General features: G+C 32.7%; 11 protein-coding genes and 1 tRNA gene. 6 read left to right on the plus strand and 6 right to left on the minus strand.

All coding sequences use genetic code 11. From position 1 onward, the window contains the following. Nucleotides 1-21 precede the first annotated feature (21 nt). From BM289_RS24560 to BM289_RS24570, 3 genes are all read left to right on the plus strand, one after another. Entirely contained in the window at nucleotides 22-501 is a 480-nt protein-coding gene (locus BM289_RS24560; RefSeq protein WP_008468989.1) for an Lrp/AsnC family transcriptional regulator, read from the plus strand. A gap of 91 nt (nucleotides 502-592) precedes the next feature. Then, nucleotides 593-3,178, plus strand: coding sequence for a phosphoenolpyruvate carboxylase (locus tag BM289_RS24565; protein WP_091499045.1), 2,586 nt, complete (start codon nucleotides 593-595; stop codon nucleotides 3,176-3,178). A gap of 21 nt (nucleotides 3,179-3,199) precedes the next feature. Continuing rightward, on the plus strand, nucleotides 3,200-3,715 hold the full coding sequence (locus tag BM289_RS24570) for a DinB family protein (RefSeq protein ID WP_091499046.1): 516 nt from the start codon (nucleotides 3,200-3,202) through the stop codon (nucleotides 3,713-3,715). Between the two features lie 209 nt (nucleotides 3,716-3,924). Here the strand turns inward: BM289_RS24570 and recQ are convergent, their stop codons facing one another. The 5 genes from recQ to aroB all read right to left on the minus strand — a co-directional run bounded on the left by recQ (nucleotide 3,925) and on the right by aroB (nucleotide 10,456). Continuing rightward, nucleotides 3,925-6,042, minus strand: a complete 2,118-nt coding sequence (gene recQ / locus BM289_RS24575) for a DNA helicase RecQ (RefSeq protein ID WP_091499047.1) — start codon at nucleotides 6,040-6,042, stop codon at nucleotides 3,925-3,927. A 146-nt stretch (nucleotides 6,043-6,188) separates the two neighbouring features. Continuing rightward, nucleotides 6,189-6,605 carry a DNA primase gene (locus BM289_RS24580; protein ID WP_091499048.1) on the minus strand — a complete coding sequence of 139 codons (417 nt, stop codon included), beginning with the start codon at nucleotides 6,603-6,605 and terminating at the stop codon, nucleotides 6,189-6,191. A gap of 8 nt (nucleotides 6,606-6,613) precedes the next feature. Continuing rightward, entirely contained in the window at nucleotides 6,614-7,582 is a 969-nt protein-coding gene (locus BM289_RS24585; protein WP_057117936.1) for a deoxyhypusine synthase family protein, read from the minus strand. Nucleotides 7,583-7,680: 98 nt separating this feature from the next. Continuing rightward, nucleotides 7,681-9,084 carry a type III PLP-dependent enzyme domain-containing protein gene (locus BM289_RS24590; protein WP_091499049.1) on the minus strand — a complete coding sequence of 468 codons (1,404 nt, stop codon included), beginning with the start codon at nucleotides 9,082-9,084 and terminating at the stop codon, nucleotides 7,681-7,683. Nucleotides 9,085-9,388: 304 nt separating this feature from the next. Next, on the minus strand, nucleotides 9,389-10,456 hold the full coding sequence (gene aroB, locus BM289_RS24600) for a 3-dehydroquinate synthase (protein ID WP_091499052.1): 1,068 nt from the start codon (nucleotides 10,454-10,456) through the stop codon (nucleotides 9,389-9,391). A gap of 249 nt (nucleotides 10,457-10,705) precedes the next feature. On the opposite strand from aroB, the gene BM289_RS24605 reads away from it, so the two are divergent. Next, the gene (locus BM289_RS24605; protein WP_091499053.1) at nucleotides 10,706-11,875 is read left to right on the plus strand and encodes a proline dehydrogenase family protein; all 1,170 of its coding nucleotides are present in this window, start codon (nucleotides 10,706-10,708) and stop codon (nucleotides 11,873-11,875) included. A 221-nt stretch (nucleotides 11,876-12,096) separates the two neighbouring features. Here BM289_RS24605 and BM289_RS24610 read toward each other — a convergent pair whose 3' ends face one another. Next, complete coding sequence (locus BM289_RS24610) at nucleotides 12,097-13,881, minus strand: ABC transporter ATP-binding protein (protein ID WP_091499056.1); 1,785 nt, start codon at nucleotides 13,879-13,881, stop codon at nucleotides 12,097-12,099. Nucleotides 13,882-14,556: 675 nt separating this feature from the next. Between BM289_RS24610 and BM289_RS24615 the strand changes: the two genes are divergently transcribed. Together BM289_RS24615 and BM289_RS24620 are read left to right on the plus strand one after the other, a co-directional pair. Continuing rightward, nucleotides 14,557-14,631: transfer RNA gene (locus BM289_RS24615), tRNA-Val, on the plus strand. 59 nt (nucleotides 14,632-14,690) lie between these two features. Further along, nucleotides 14,691-14,942 carry a GIY-YIG nuclease family protein gene (locus BM289_RS24620; RefSeq protein ID WP_091499065.1) on the plus strand — a complete coding sequence of 84 codons (252 nt, stop codon included), beginning with the start codon at nucleotides 14,691-14,693 and terminating at the stop codon, nucleotides 14,940-14,942. Nucleotides 14,943-15,033: the final 91 nt, after the last annotated feature.

Raw genomic sequence — 15,033 nt, forward strand, 5'->3', positions numbered from 1 at the left:
AGTAATATTAATTAAACAATTATGAGTAAATTTCGTTTAGATGAAGTAGATCACCAGATTTTAGATATGTTAATAGACAATACGAGAGTTCCGTTTACTGACATTGCAAAAAAATTATTGATATCTGCTGGAACAGTACATGTTAGAGTAAAAAAGATGGAAGACGCAGGTATAATCATGGGGTCTTCTTTAGCTTTAGATTACGATAAATTAGGGTATTCTTTTATTGCTTATGTGGGTGTATTTCTAAATAATACCTCTCAGACAAAATTTGTATTAGAACGAATTAACCAAATTCCATTCGTTACTGTAGCTTCTGTAACTACAGGAAAATTCAATATTTTTTGCAAAATTAGAGCAAAAGATACTAAGCACGCGAAAGAAGTTATCTTTATGATTGATGATATCGATGGTGTTTACAGAACTGAAACTATGATTTCTTTAGAGGAAAGTATAAACGATAAGAAGCGTTTGATGCATACTATTTTCAAAAATATGTAATAACTTTTCTTGAATGCTATATTAAAATATACCTCAAGTTTATTCTTGGGGTTTTTTTATGACTAATTAACCAACCAACTATAACACAATTATGTATACGTTGCCGAAAATCGAGCGTTTTAATCAAGACGTTCTCTCAAAATACCACATTTATAATAGTGTTTTTATAACATTACCATTTGATTCTATAGATAATACAGGAGTTCTACTTCCTTTATTTACAGAAACTTGCGAGACGGGCTTTAAAAAACAAGAAACTCCAAAAGAAATTTTTGATTTCTTCTCTAATAAATTTCTAAGTAACGCTTCTGAAACTGAAAAAATTGACTTAATGTTTCGATTTATTCAATATATAGAGCGCCAGATTGTATTGTTTGATGCTATTGAAGATGCTGCTTTTCCAGAAGTGAATAATATGGAAGGACGTGGTTCTTTGCGTGACATTAAAGAAAAGTCAGATGCTAAGGAAAAAGACGATGAATTAGTTGAGTTTTTAGAAAACTTCAATGTTCGTACGGTTTTAACGGCGCACCCAACTCAGTTTTATCCTGGACCAGTATTAGGAATTATTAACGATTTAACTGAAGCTATTCGTCAGAATGATTTGCTTAAGATTAAACAATTATTAGCGCAGTTAGGAAAAACGCCTTTTATCCAGCACGAAAAACCAAATCCTTATGATGAAGCAGTAAGTTTGATCTGGTATTTGGAAAATGTTTTTTATGCTACAGCTGGAGAAATTGTTCATTATCTTCAGAAAAATATCAAAGAAGGAACTCCAATCCAAAACCAATTAATTAAACTTGGTTTCTGGCCGGGAGGTGACCGTGACGGAAATCCATTCGTTACTACAGAAATTACACTTAAAGTTGCAGATCGTTTAAGAACTTCAATTTTGAAATGTTATTATGTAGAAATGAGAAACCTTAAGCGTAAGCTAACTTTCTCAGGTGTAGATACTTTAGTAGCTGATCTTGAACATAAACTTTATCGTTCTGTATTCTATTCTAAAGGTGATATTTTCATTACTTTAGAAGAATTGTTGACTCAGTTAAATAAAATTAGAGATATTATAATCGAAAAACATCAGTCATTATACTTAGATGAATTAGAAGCCCTTTTGGTTAAAATTAATTTATTTGGATTTCATTTTGCGACTTTAGATATCCGTCAAAATAGTAAAATCCATAATAAAGTATTTAAGGATGTTGTAGATTATTATTTGAATTCTGGTTCAGCAATTTTCCCTACGAATTATTATGAATTGACAGAAAATCAAAAAATTGATGTTTTATCTAAAGTAAAAGGAGATTTAAATCCGGCTGATTTTACTGATGAAATTACAAGATCTACTTTAGAATCTGTTCAGGCTATTAAAACGATTCAGAAAAATAATGGAGAAGAAGGAGCAAACCGTTATATTATTAGTAATAACGAAAGTGCCTTGAACGTAATGGAAACTTTCGCGATGATTCGTTTGAACAATTGGGAAAATCCTACTGTAGATGTTATTCCACTTTTTGAATCTGTTGATGATTTGCAGAATGCACATTCTGTTATGGAGCAGTTGTATACTAATCCTGAATATTCTAAGCATTTAAAATCAAGAGGAAACAAGCAGACTATCATGCTTGGTTTCTCTGACGGAACAAAAGATGGTGGTTATTTAATGGCGAATTGGAGTATTTATCAAGCAAAAATTTCATTGACTGAAATTTCTAGAAAATACGGAATTAAAGCTATTTTCTTTGACGGCCGTGGAGGACCACCTGCTCGTGGAGGAGGAAAAACGCATAAATTCTATGCTTCTTTAGGGCCAAAAATCGAAAATAACGAAATTCAGATTACGGTTCAGGGACAGACTATTAGTTCTAATTTCGGGACTTTAGATTCTTGTCGTTATAATATTGAAAACTTATTGACAGCCGGAGTTACAAATCAGGTTTTTGGAAAAGATAAAAATGAATTATCAGCTGATGAAACTCAGATTCTAAATCAATTAGCCGATTTAGGTTACCAAAAATATTTAAGTTTTAAGAATCATCCGAAGTTTATTCCGTATTTGGAAAAAATGAGTACGTTGAAATATTACTCTAAAACAAACATTGGAAGCCGTCCATCTAAAAGAAGTAAATCAGAATCTCTTGATTTTGCTGACTTAAGAGCGATTCCATTCGTAGGTTCATGGAGTCAGTTAAAACAAAACGTTCCTGGATTCTTTGGTGTGGGTTCTGCATTAAAACATTTTGAAGAAAGCGGTCAATGGGACAAAGTAAGTGATTTGTATCATAACTCTCTGTTTTTCAAAACTTTATTAGAAAACAGTATGATGTCATTGGCAAAATCATTCCTGCCTTTAACAGCTTATATGAGTAAAGATCCTGAATTTGGAGAATTCTGGAATATTATTCACACTGAGTTTTTGGAAACAAAAAGACTTCTTTTGAAAATTGCAGGGCACAAAACTTTGATGGAAAATTATCCTGATGGTATTGCTTCAATTCAGATTAGAGAGCGTATTGTATTGCCTTTATTGACAATTCAACAATATGCCTTATTGAGAATTAATGAATTGAACAAAGCAGAAGTTCCAAACGAAGATTTGATTAAAGTTTACGAGAAAATTGTAACAAGATCTCTTTTTGGAAACACTAATGCAAGTAGAAACTCTGCTTAATAAATAATTAAATTTTACAATATGTACGTTAGCGAAATAGCAGAAAACGAATATTCAGGTCATTTTGGAACTTATTTGAAACAAGCAGGAGAAGGCAAATTACTTGAAGAGTTAGAAATTTCTCTTCATGATTTTATTCGATTTGTTCAAAATCTTCCGATGGACAAATTTGACTATCGCTATGCAGAAGGAAAATGGACGATTAAAGAAATTATTCAGCATGTAATTGATACTGAACGTATTTTTGCTTACAGAGCTTTACGCTTTTCAAGAAATGACAAAACGCCTTTGCCAAGTTTTGAAGAACAAGATTATGCTGACAATACTGATGCCAATTCCAGACATCTTCAGGATTTATTGACCGAACTTTCTGCGGTAAGACATTCCAATTTATTGTTTTACAAAAGTTTATCAGATGAACAATTGAAAAGAATAGGAACTGCTTCTGGTAATCAAATTTCTGTCCGTGCTTTAGGTTTTATAATAATTGGACATCAAAAACATCATCAGAAAGTTTTTGAAGAAAGGTATTTATAAAGTTTCCATTTTATGATAAATCAAACCCGACAGGTTTTAAAACCTGTCGGGTTTTGTTGTTTTAATAAACGTAACTGTTCATTTACATAATTTTGTCATTTTTACTGAAAGGAGAAATAACACTCGAAACTCTACAAAGATTTGTTATTTTCTTTGTGGAAAAACTAGTGTGATTTCTCCTTCGTCGAAATGACAAAAAAATGAAGTTTTTATTTAGTTGTTTGAAGTTTTCTCTCCAAAAATGCCAATCCAAACCGTATCTTATCATAAGACATTTTTTCTTCAAAATACTCAAAATAAGGTCTTAATGCATTCGGATTTTCCAGTTCTATTTGAGCTTTTTCAATTTTCAAAATTTCATCTTCAGATACAAACTGACTTAAATCGATATCATTTCCATCAACGTATAATTTGGCTAAATGAGAAATAATTGTTGTTTCTCCTAAATTTCGTTGTTCCGCAATTTCCTTTACAGAAAGTCCGCCTTCAAATAATTCTAATGTTTTAGCGTAGGTGTTTTCTTTTTTCTCTTTTTTAACAACGGATTTATTTCTTTCAAATTCGATAATTGATTTGATAAAGTCATCACCATATTTCTCCAATTTTGCTTTTCCGACACCTTCAACAGCAAGAAACTCTTCATCACTCATTGGTCTCAAGATTTCCATTTGGCGCAACGATGCATCACTAAAAATCACATAAGCTGGAACTTCTTCTTCCTGTGCAATTTCATAACGCAATTTTCGAAGTGTTTCGAATAGGGAATTTTTAACTGCTCTGGTTTTGATTTCTTTTGCTTCAGCTTTTTCAATAGCTTTCTTAACCACGGTAGTGAGTTTTACTTTTTCGCCTTCGAATAAAACTTTTTTGGCAAAAGGAGTTAATAATATTTTATTGTGCTGATGAAAGGCAATTTCGCAGTATCCTAAATTGATAAGCTGAATAAGGTATTGGTTCCAATCGTACCAAGAAACATCGGCGCCAATTCCGTACGTTTTTAGCTCTTGATAATTTTTTTCGTAGATATAGGCGTTTCTCGAGCCTCGCAAAAAGTCTACAATAACAGCCAACGGTTCAGATTCTTTTAAACGTGTAATAGCGGATAATGCTTTTTGCGCGAGAATCGTCCCATCAAAAAAAGTTGGAGGATTTTTGCAAATATCGCAGTTTCCGCAGTTTTCGGTTACAAGTTCTCCAAAATAAGAAAGCAAAATTTTTCTGCGACAGCTTACAGCATCAGCATATTGTTTCATACGATCCAATTTTGCCAGCTGAATATCTGCATTCAATCCTTCAGATGCGAATTTCTGAAGCTGAATCACATCTGCATAACTTTCAAATAAAATAGTTTCTGCCGGAAGGCCGTCACGTCCGGCTCTTCCAATTTCCTGATAATATCCTTCTATATTTTTAGGAAGATTATAATGAATAACCCAACGCACATTCGATTTGTCAATTCCCATCCCGAAAGCAATAGTCGCACAAACAACCTGGCAATCGTCATTGATAAACTGATCCTGAGTTTTGGCTCGGGTTTCATTGTCTAAACCAGCATGATAAGCTTTTGCTGTAATTCCGTTTTTCTTTAATTTCTCTGCAAGTTCTTCAGTTGTTTTTCGACTAAGGCAGTAAATAATTCCAGATTCATTAGGTTTATCTTCAACAAAATCAATTATTTGTTTAACGCGGTCTAACGCTGGACGGACTTCTAAACTCAGATTTTTTCGATCGAAAGAAGCAATAAACGTTTTAGGCTTTTTTAGATTCAATTGTTTGGCAATATCGGTTCTGGTAGCTTTATCCGCCGTAGCAGTTAAAGCTAGAACTGGAGTAGAAGGGAAGCGGTTTTTTAAATAGCCTAAATTGGTATAAGCGGGTCTAAAATCGTGACCCCATGATGAAATACAATGTGCTTCGTCTATAGCAATTAAGCTTATGGTAAGTTCACTAAAGGCAACATCTAGATAAGAAAGACTTTCGGGAGCGATATAAACTAGCTTAAATTTATTAGATTTTAAATTATCAATATAATATTGCTGTTCTTGTGAAGATTGTGAACTATTAATGTAACAAGCTGCTATTCCATTGGTTTTTAAGCTATCAACCTGATCTTTCATTAAAGCAATCAGGGGAGAAATTACAATTGTGATTCCAGGTAATATTAAAGCCGGAAGCTGAAAACATATAGATTTTCCGCCACCTGTAGGCATAATTGCTAATGTATCCTGCCCTGAAAGTATCGTGCTTATTATATTTTCCTGATTTGGTCTGAATTTTTCAAAACCAAAATTTTCTTTTAAAGTTGCGTGTAAAATTTCTGAAGTCATTGGCGTATAATTTTTATGTTGAGTGAATAAATTTAGAAATAATCTTACAAAACACAAAAATATAAATTTTGTTTAAAGTTTAATTCAAAATATAAAAAAAGGAACCCAATTATAGAGTTCCTTTTATTTATTTTAAAGAAAATGAATTAATCTTCATCATCTTCATCTTCATCGTAATCAGTATCTGCCTTATCGTTGTCATCATCATCGTCATCATCGTCTCCACCGTCAGAATCTGGTTTATCTTGATTATCATCTTCGTCGTCGTCATCGTCGCTAATATCGTCATCAAGATCCAAACCTTTAACTGGTGCAATTGCATCTACATCAACATCTAAATCATCATCTTCATCGTAGTTTTCAATTCTGTCAGCAAGTTTAGTACTAATCTTAACTAAGTAAATAGTGTCCTCAGTACGAACTTCAACAGCTTCAACCAATTCGTTTTTAGCATTTCTAAAACGGATTACATCCGAATCATCGTAACCATCAGGAAATTTTTCAACCAAAAGATTTAAAATTTCATTGGTAAGTTTAGCGTAGTCTACTATAACTCTTTTCATAAATTATTTTATAAATCTAATAAATATGCGAAAATTAACGGAGCAACGATTGTCGCATCCGACTCAATAATAAATTTAGGGGTCTTGATATCTAACTTACCCCAAGTGATTTTCTCATTTGGAACCGCTCCAGAATAAGATCCATAACTAGTTGTTGAATCAGAAATCTGGCAGAAATAGCTCCAGAATGGAACATCGTGCATTTCCATATCTTGGTAAAGCATTGGAACAACACAGATAGGGAAGTCACCTGCAATACCACCACCGATTTGGAAGAAACCAATACCGTTTGAACTGTTTTTTGAATACCAATCTGCTAAGAAAGTCATGTACTCAATTCCAGATTTCATGGTAGAAGCTTTTAAATCTCCTTTAATTACGTATGAAGCAAAGATATTTCCCATTGTACTATCTTCCCATCCCGGAACGATAATCGGTAAATTTTTCTCTGCAGCTGCATACATCCAGCTATCTTTTAAATCAATCTCATAATATTCTTCTAGAACACCAGATAATAACATTTTATACATGAATTCATGCGGAAAATAACGTTCTCCTTTATCGTCTGCATCTTTCCAAATTTTGTAAATGTGTTTTTGTAAACGACGGAATGCTTCATGTTCAGGGATACAAGTGTCTGTAACACGGTTTAATCCTCTTTCCAATAAAGCCCACTCGTCTTCTGGAGTTAAATCACGATAGTTTGGAACTCTTTCATAGTGTGAATGAGCTACAAGATTCATGATGTCTTCTTCTAGATTTGCTCCAGTACATGAAATAATATGTACTTTGTCTTGTCTGATTACTTCAGCAAAAATTTTTCCAATTTCTGCTGTACTCATTGCGCCAGCCATACTTACCAGCATTTTTGCACCATCGGCTAATTGCTGCTCGTATGCTTTTGCGGCATCAACAAGTGAAGCAGAATTGAAATGCAAATAATGTTTTTCAATAAACTGACTGATTGGTCCTTTCATTTTTTTGTTTTTTTTTGAATTAAAAAGTTTAACCTTTTTGGATGTTAATGCAAATTAAGAATTTTCTAAATATTTCTTTTACTTAATCTGCCGTTTTTTTACAACTTTTTTTTGTAGCCTAGAATTTTTAATACATCGTCAGAAGTCTGTTGTTCTGAGAAAACTTCTGTTGCTAGAATACCATTTTCATCACGATCTATTAAAATATGTTTAGGCTGTGGAATCAAACAGTGGTGAAGACCGCCGTATCCTCCAATTGTCTCCTGATAAGCGCCAGTATTAAAGAAACCAATGTATAAAGGTTTTTCTTTATTGTACTTTGGCAAATAAATGGCATTCATGTTTTGTTCAGAATTGTAATAATCGTCACTATCACAAGTAAGACCTCCTAACAGAACCCGTTCGTAAGTATCATTCCAGCGATTAATAGCCAGCATGATAAAACGTTTGTTTATAGCCCAAGTATCTGGTAAAGTGGTGATGAAAGAGGAATCAATCATATTCCATTTTTCTCTATCATTTTGTTGTTTTTGATACAAAATCTGATAGATAGCACCACCGCTTTCGCCTACAGTAAAGGATCCAAATTCCGTAAAAATATTTGGAACATCCACTTCAGCTTCATCACAAGCAATTTTGATCTGATTGATGATTTCATCAATCATATATTGGTAATCATATTCAAAGGCAAGTGAGTTTTTAATAGGGAAACCACCTCCAATGTTCAAACCGTCAAGAGTTGGACACTCCTTTTTAAGAGCAATGTAAACTTTAATACATTTTACAAGCTCATTCCAGTAATATGATGTATCATTAATTCCAGTATTAATGAAAAAGTGAAGCATTTTAAGCTCTAACTTATCATTCTCCTGGATTTGTTTTTTATAGAAAGAAACAATGTTTTTGTAACCAATTCCTAATCTTGAAGTATAAAATTCAAATTTAGGTTCTTCCTCAGCAGCAATACGGATTCCGATTTTGAATTTACCTTTAATTTCTGCCTGAAGTAAATCTAATTCTTCATAATTATCAATAATTGGAATAGTATTCTTATGTCCGTTATTGATTAATCTGGCAATATTGCTAATATATTCGTCTCTTTTGAAGCCGTTACAAATTACGTAAGTACTTTTGTTGATTTTTCCGTTTTCTAATAAATTCTCAACAATATTAACATCAAATGCTGATGAAGTTTCGATATGGATATTGTTTTTGAAAGCCTCGTTCATGATATACTCAAAATGAGAACTTTTTGTACAGTAGCAATAGTAGTATTTTGCGTCGTACTTATTCTTTTCCATTGATTTTCTGAACCAAGCTTTTGCTTTATTTATGTTTTCAGAAATTTGAGGTAAATAAGTAAACTTTAATGGAGTGCCATATTGTTCAACCAATTTCATTAAATCGATGTTATGAAATAAAAGGTTGTCTTTGTTTAATTTAAATTCCTCTTGTGGAAAGTAGTATGTTTGATTTATTAGATCAGAATATTTTGTATTCATTTATTTGTCAAAGTTTTAGAGATTGTAATTGTATTTTAAATTTAGTGTTTTTTATGCTAAATCTTAATTCAAACTCTAATATTTGCAAATATAATTGGCAACTTTTCATGCTCCGCTTTTGAACATTGGAAAACATCAAAACAAAACGGACTTTTACTATTATAAAAACGATCCAACATTCTTAATAAAGAACTGTTAAGGCGGTTTCTGTAAGAGCTGAAATGTCTTCTTTGTTTGTTTGTTTTCATGGGGCAAATGTAAAAAATAAAATATACCAAATGCAACGCTTTCGATTAAAAAAAGTTTAAGATTTATAATCTTGAAACGCGTCTAGAATTAATTTATTTTCAACGGATTGGTTAATTTTTATCTTTCCGATTCCTTCAATCAATGCAAATTGAATTAATCCGTATTCATTTTTTTTGTCATGAATCAGTAATTCTAATATCGGATCAATGTCATTTTCTTCAAAAATTACATCATCATAAATGCCTTTGATAATCGTTTTAATTTCTCTGTATTCTTGTTCTGTAATTAGATTTTTTTGAAGTGAAATATAACTTTCTAAAATCATTCCTACAGCAATGGCTTCTCCATGTAGCAAAGTTGTTTTCTCTTCACTTTCTAAAAAGTAACTTTCAATGGCATGTCCTAAAGTATGTCCGAAATTTAAGGCCTTACGAATGTTTTTTTCCGTTGGATCTTGAATTACAATTTCATTTTTAATTTCAACAGAACGATAAATCAATTGATCTAGTTCATCAAAAACAATCGATTTTAAATCTGAAAATTGTCTCCAATAAGGTGCATCATAAATCAAACCATGTTTCAGCATTTCAGCCAAGCCAGAACGCATTTCACTTTGAGGCAAAGTTTCTAAATACGCTGTGTCAATTAAAACCATTTGAGGCACATTGATTACTCCAATTTGATTTTTAAGATTTCCTAAGTCAACTCCTGTTTTTCCTCCAACAGATGCATCAACCATAGACAATAAGGTAGTTGGGACATTGATAAAATCTACACCTCTTTTAAAAGTAGAAGCAACAAAACCTCCTAAATCTGTAACTACACCTCCACCAACATTAATTACAAGCGATTTTCTATCGCCTCCAAGTTCTGTTAAAATATTCCAGATTTCGATACAAGTCTCAATATTTTTATTGGCCTCTCCAGCTTCAAACTCTATAATTTCGATAGCCAATTCTGTTTCTAAATGCGGAATAAATTTAGGAAGACAATGTTCATTGGTTTGATCATCGACGATTATAAATATATTAGAATATTTATTTTCTCTTAAATGTTTATTTAAAGCTTCGTAAGCATTTTGGTTAAAATGTACGAGGTAATTATTGGCTTGAATAGAGTTCATAATTCTTTAGTTAATTGAAAGCGCAAAAATAAAGTATTTTAAACGAAATAATCTTCAAACTTTGACTCTAATTTGTTTAAAATACAGGCTTGCATACCTTATTTATCTGCATTATAATTAAGCAGGTAAACATTTACTTCATAAATTGGCGCTTTCTGATAATATCTTATTGAAGATACTCAAAAATATCGTCTTGTTTTATGAAGAATATTCAAAACACTCTATATCTTTGCATAAAAACTAAACTTAATGGAAAAAATATTCGATAACACTCAAGTTGCATTTTCGCTAAAGAGTGATACAGAACTAGACAGAGCTTACTTTCTTTTTAAAATGATTGACAGTGAGCCACTTGTAAGAATTGGAACTGCTGTTACTAATTTTGCTATCAAAGCGCATCTTCCGGTTGAAGGACTTATTCGTGCAACGGTTTTTGATCACTTTTGTGGTGGAGTAAATGAAAATGACTGCCTTACGGTGGTTGACAAAATGTTCACAAAAGGTGTTTCGTCTGTTTTGGATTATTCTGTAGAAGGAAAAGAAGAAGAGGAGCAGTTTGACGCCGCTCTGGCAATGACATTAAGAACTGTTGAGTTTGCAAAAGAACGTTTAGCGATTCCTTTCGCTGTTTTCAAGCCTACAGGTTTAGGGCGTTTTGAATTGTACGAGAAATTGGGTGAAAAACAAACTCTGTCTCCATCTGAACAAGCTGAATGGGATAGAGTAGTAGCTCGTTTTGATAAAATCTGTAGTGAAGCGCATAAAAAAGATGTAGCCTTATTGATTGACGGGGAAGAAAGTTGGATGCAGGACGCTGCCGACGATTTAGTTACCGATATGATGCGTAAATACAATAAAGAAAAAGCAATTGTATTTAATACATTACAAATGTACCGTTGGGATCGTCTAGATTATCTTAAAGGTTTGCACGAAATTGCTAAAAATGAAGGCTTCTATATCGGAATGAAACTGGTTCGTGGTGCCTATATGGAGAAAGAAAACAAAAGAGCAGAGGAAAAAGGATATGTTTCTCCAATCTGTGTTTCTAAACAGGCTACAGACGATAATTATGATGCTGCTGTTCAATATATGGCAGATCACTTGGAGACGATGTCAATTTTCGCAGGAACTCACAACGAATTAAGTTCTTATAAATTGATGGAAATTTTAGCTCAAAAAGGAATTGCCAAAAACGATAACCGAATCTGGTTTGGGCAATTATACGGAATGAGTGATAATATTAGCTATAACTTGGCAGAAAACGGTTACAACGTAGCAAAATATCTGCCATTCGGACCTGTAAAAGATGTTATGCCATACTTGATTCGTCGTGCTGAAGAAAACACTTCAGTTGCCGGACAAACAAGCCGTGAATTATCAATGATTAAAACAGAACGTAAACGCAGAAAAGGGAAATGATTTTTTAGTTTTCAGTCTCAGTTTTCAGTACTTAGATATAGAAAAGCTCCAATTTGCAATTGGAGCTTTTTATTTAAAATAAATTGTTAGTGCTAAGGATTAAACCCGACAGGTTTTAAAAACCTGTCGGGTTTATAACTTAACACAAAAAAAAACTTCATTTGTATACAAATGAAGTTCTGTTATTGGAATTTGGAATTTAAAAAATTGGAATTTATACTTTAAGAGTTACTAAACTGTAAATTACTTAAGTTTTTATAAATTCCGTTTTCTAGGTTTATTAATTCCTGATGAGTTCCTTCTTCGGAGATTTTTCCGTTATCCAGAACTAAGATTTTATCAGCGTTTCTAATCGTTGAAAGTCTGTGTGCAATGATAATGCTTGTTCTTCCGTCCATTAATACCTCTAAAGCTTCTTGAACCAGTTTTTCGCTTTCGCTGTCTAAAGAGGATGTTGCTTCATCTAGAATCAAGATACTAGGGTTTTTAAGTAAAGCCCTTGCAATCGCAATACGCTGACGTTGTCCGCCTGATAATTTTACACCACGCTCCCCAACTAAAGTTTCAAATTTCTCAGGGAAACCATCAACAAAGTTGAAAGCGTTTGCTTGTTTAGCGGCTTGCATAATTTCTTCATCGGTTGCATCTGGTTTTCCGTAAGCGATATTTTCTTTGATAGTTCCACCAAAAAGAATTACGTCTTGAGGAACAATACTCATATTTCCACGAAGATTTTCTAAATCGTAGTCATAGATGTTTTTGCCATCGACCGTGATTTCCCCTGAAGTAATATCATAAAAACGAAGCAGAAGCGAAGATATAGTAGATTTTCCGGCACCACTTGGCCCAACAATTGCAATTTTCTGACCGAATTCGGCTGTGAAATTAACATCTTTTAAAACCTGAACTTCCTGACGTGTTGGATAACTAAACGCTACATTTTTAAAAGTAACATTTCCTTTAATTTTTTCTTGGGCTCCTTTATAGTCTGGATTAATTTTTTCTGGACTTTCGTCTAATAATTCAAAAACTCTTTCGGTTGCACCAATTGCTTTTTGAATCTGCGCATATAATTCGGCAATCCCTCCAAAAGAAGCTCCAACAAAGGTAGAATATAATACAAATGAAATTAATTGTCCAACGCTCATTTCACCTCCGATGCTCAAACGAACTCCGTACCAAACAACGGCAACAATAGCCCCGAATAAACAGAAAATGATAAACGAAGCAAAATAACCACGGTATTTACCGCCTTTAATAGCCAGTTTTACGACATCATGAATTTTTCCTTTATAACGTGCAATTTCGTACCATTCGTTTGCAAAAGCTTTTACAATACTGATTCCCTGCATGGTTTCTTCCACTATTACCTGACTTTCGGCAACCTGATCCTGTACTTGTTTGGAATACTTTCTAATGAATCTTCCAAAAATTACGGCCGCAACAGCTACTAGAGGCACTACGGCAAGCATTAATAAGGTAAGCTTAAAACTTTCGGTAGCTAAAAGTATGATGCCTCCAATAATTAAGATAAACTGACGTAAAAATTCGGCTATAGTCGAAGTTAAAGTATCCTGAATCTGTGTAATATCTGCACTGATTCTACTGTTTAATTCACCAACTCTTTTTTGAGAAAAGAAAGTCATTGGTAGCTTAACTAAATTGGTATATAAAGCCAAACGTAAATTTGCCAGTGTGTTTTCGGTAAAATTTACAAATAATGATAATCTGAAGAATGAGAAAAAAGACTGTAGAAACAGAATTACAATTAGACCTAAAGCAATTGTATTTGCTTGGTCGTTATCCTTGTTTTTTACACAATCCACCAGCATTCCCATTAATTTAGGAAAGGCAAGGGCAGTAGCACCTGTTAAAAGCAGAAAAATCAATCCAATGAAGAATTTCCATTTATGATGCCCCGCGTATGTAAAAATTGTTTTTGCTTTATTAAGTGAAGTAGCCGTTATTTTTGATTTTGGTAAATCATTTTCTTTAAATCGTGCCATTAGGAATACTATTTTTAGGTATGCAAATGTATGACTAAGTCGAATTACTACAAAGGAATATTAAGAATTAGAAGACTCATTTTGGCTTTTTAACGAAATTATAAGAAAATAGTAAAATTTGTTTCTTTTTTAAGAGTTTGAAAAATAGGTTTCTAAATAAAAAAGCAAAAAAAGTTTCAGTTACTTTTAAAATTTGCTTGCAAATACAAAATCTAGCTTTACACCCGTATTCATAATCGCAAAATTATAGCATGCTAGTAATAATAGGGCGATTAGCTCGGCTGGTTCTGAGCATTCCGATTTTCAATCGGAAGTGGCCGGGGATTTGAACTTATAAATTAAACTTATAGAAGATTGATAAACAATACAATAAAAAATATTTCAATAATTTTTCTAAAAACCACTTGCTAATATAAAATCTAGCTGTATTTCACACGTAAATAGAAATGATAGCATTCTAGTAAAATAAGACGATTAGCTCGGCTGGTTTAGAACATTCCGATTTTCAATCGGAAGTGGTCAGGGATTCGAACTTTTAAATTAAATCTATAGAAGATTGATAAACAATACAATAAAAAATATTTCAATAATTTTTCCAAAAACTACTTGCTAATATAAAATCTAGCTGTATATTTGCACTCGCAATCACAAAATGATAGCAACCTAAATAAAATAGGGCGATTAGCTCAGCTGGTTCAGAGCGCCTCGTTTACACCGAGGGGGTCGGGGGTTCGAACCCCTCATCGCCCACAAAATTCCAAAAACTCCAAAGTCATATGACTTTGGAGTTTTTTGCTTTAATACATTTTATGAAATTTGTTGTTTATATATTATTTAGCGAAAGTAAGAACAGATACTATATTGGATTTACTTCCAATTTAGAAGAAAGACTTATTCGTCATAACCAAAAAAGCAAAGGATTTACAGGAAATGTAAATGACTGGAAAGTAGTTTATACCGAAAACTACGAAATAAAAGAAACAGCTCACAAAAGAGAACTACAGATCAAATCATGGAAAAGCAGAATCAAAATTGAAGAATTGATTAAAAATAAAAATTAGCTCAGCTGATTCAGAGCATTCCGATTCTCAATCGGAAGTGGTCGGGGATTCTAACTTTAAGATTGTATTTATAGAAGTTTGATAAACAATA

Source organism: Flavobacterium phragmitis (assembly GCF_900112575.1).
GTDB classification, from domain to species: domain Bacteria; phylum Bacteroidota; class Bacteroidia; order Flavobacteriales; family Flavobacteriaceae; genus Flavobacterium; species Flavobacterium phragmitis.

Excerpts from the sequence above, each read along its gene's own strand:
- BM289_RS24560 (WP_008468989.1), top strand. The coding sequence starts at position 22 with ATGAGTAAATTTCGTTTAGATGAAGTAGATCACCAGATTTTAGATATG.
- BM289_RS24565 (WP_091499045.1), top strand. The coding sequence starts at position 593 with ATGTATACGTTGCCGAAAATCGAGCGTTTTAATCAAGACGTTCTCTCA.
- BM289_RS24570 (WP_091499046.1), top strand. The coding sequence starts at position 3,200 with ATGTACGTTAGCGAAATAGCAGAAAACGAATATTCAGGTCATTTTGGA.
- recQ (WP_091499047.1), bottom strand. The coding sequence starts at position 6,042 with ATGACTTCAGAAATTTTACACGCAACTTTAAAAGAAAATTTTGGTTTT.
- BM289_RS24580 (WP_091499048.1), bottom strand. The coding sequence starts at position 6,605 with ATGAAAAGAGTTATAGTAGACTACGCTAAACTTACCAATGAAATTTTA.
- BM289_RS24585 (WP_057117936.1), bottom strand. The coding sequence starts at position 7,582 with ATGAAAGGACCAATCAGTCAGTTTATTGAAAAACATTATTTGCATTTC.
- BM289_RS24590 (WP_091499049.1), bottom strand. The coding sequence starts at position 9,084 with ATGAATACAAAATATTCTGATCTAATAAATCAAACATACTACTTTCCA.
- aroB (WP_091499052.1), bottom strand. The coding sequence starts at position 10,456 with ATGAACTCTATTCAAGCCAATAATTACCTCGTACATTTTAACCAAAAT.
- BM289_RS24605 (WP_091499053.1), top strand. The coding sequence starts at position 10,706 with ATGGAAAAAATATTCGATAACACTCAAGTTGCATTTTCGCTAAAGAGT.
- BM289_RS24610 (WP_091499056.1), bottom strand. The coding sequence starts at position 13,881 with ATGGCACGATTTAAAGAAAATGATTTACCAAAATCAAAAATAACGGCT.
- BM289_RS24620 (WP_091499065.1), top strand. The coding sequence starts at position 14,691 with ATGAAATTTGTTGTTTATATATTATTTAGCGAAAGTAAGAACAGATAC.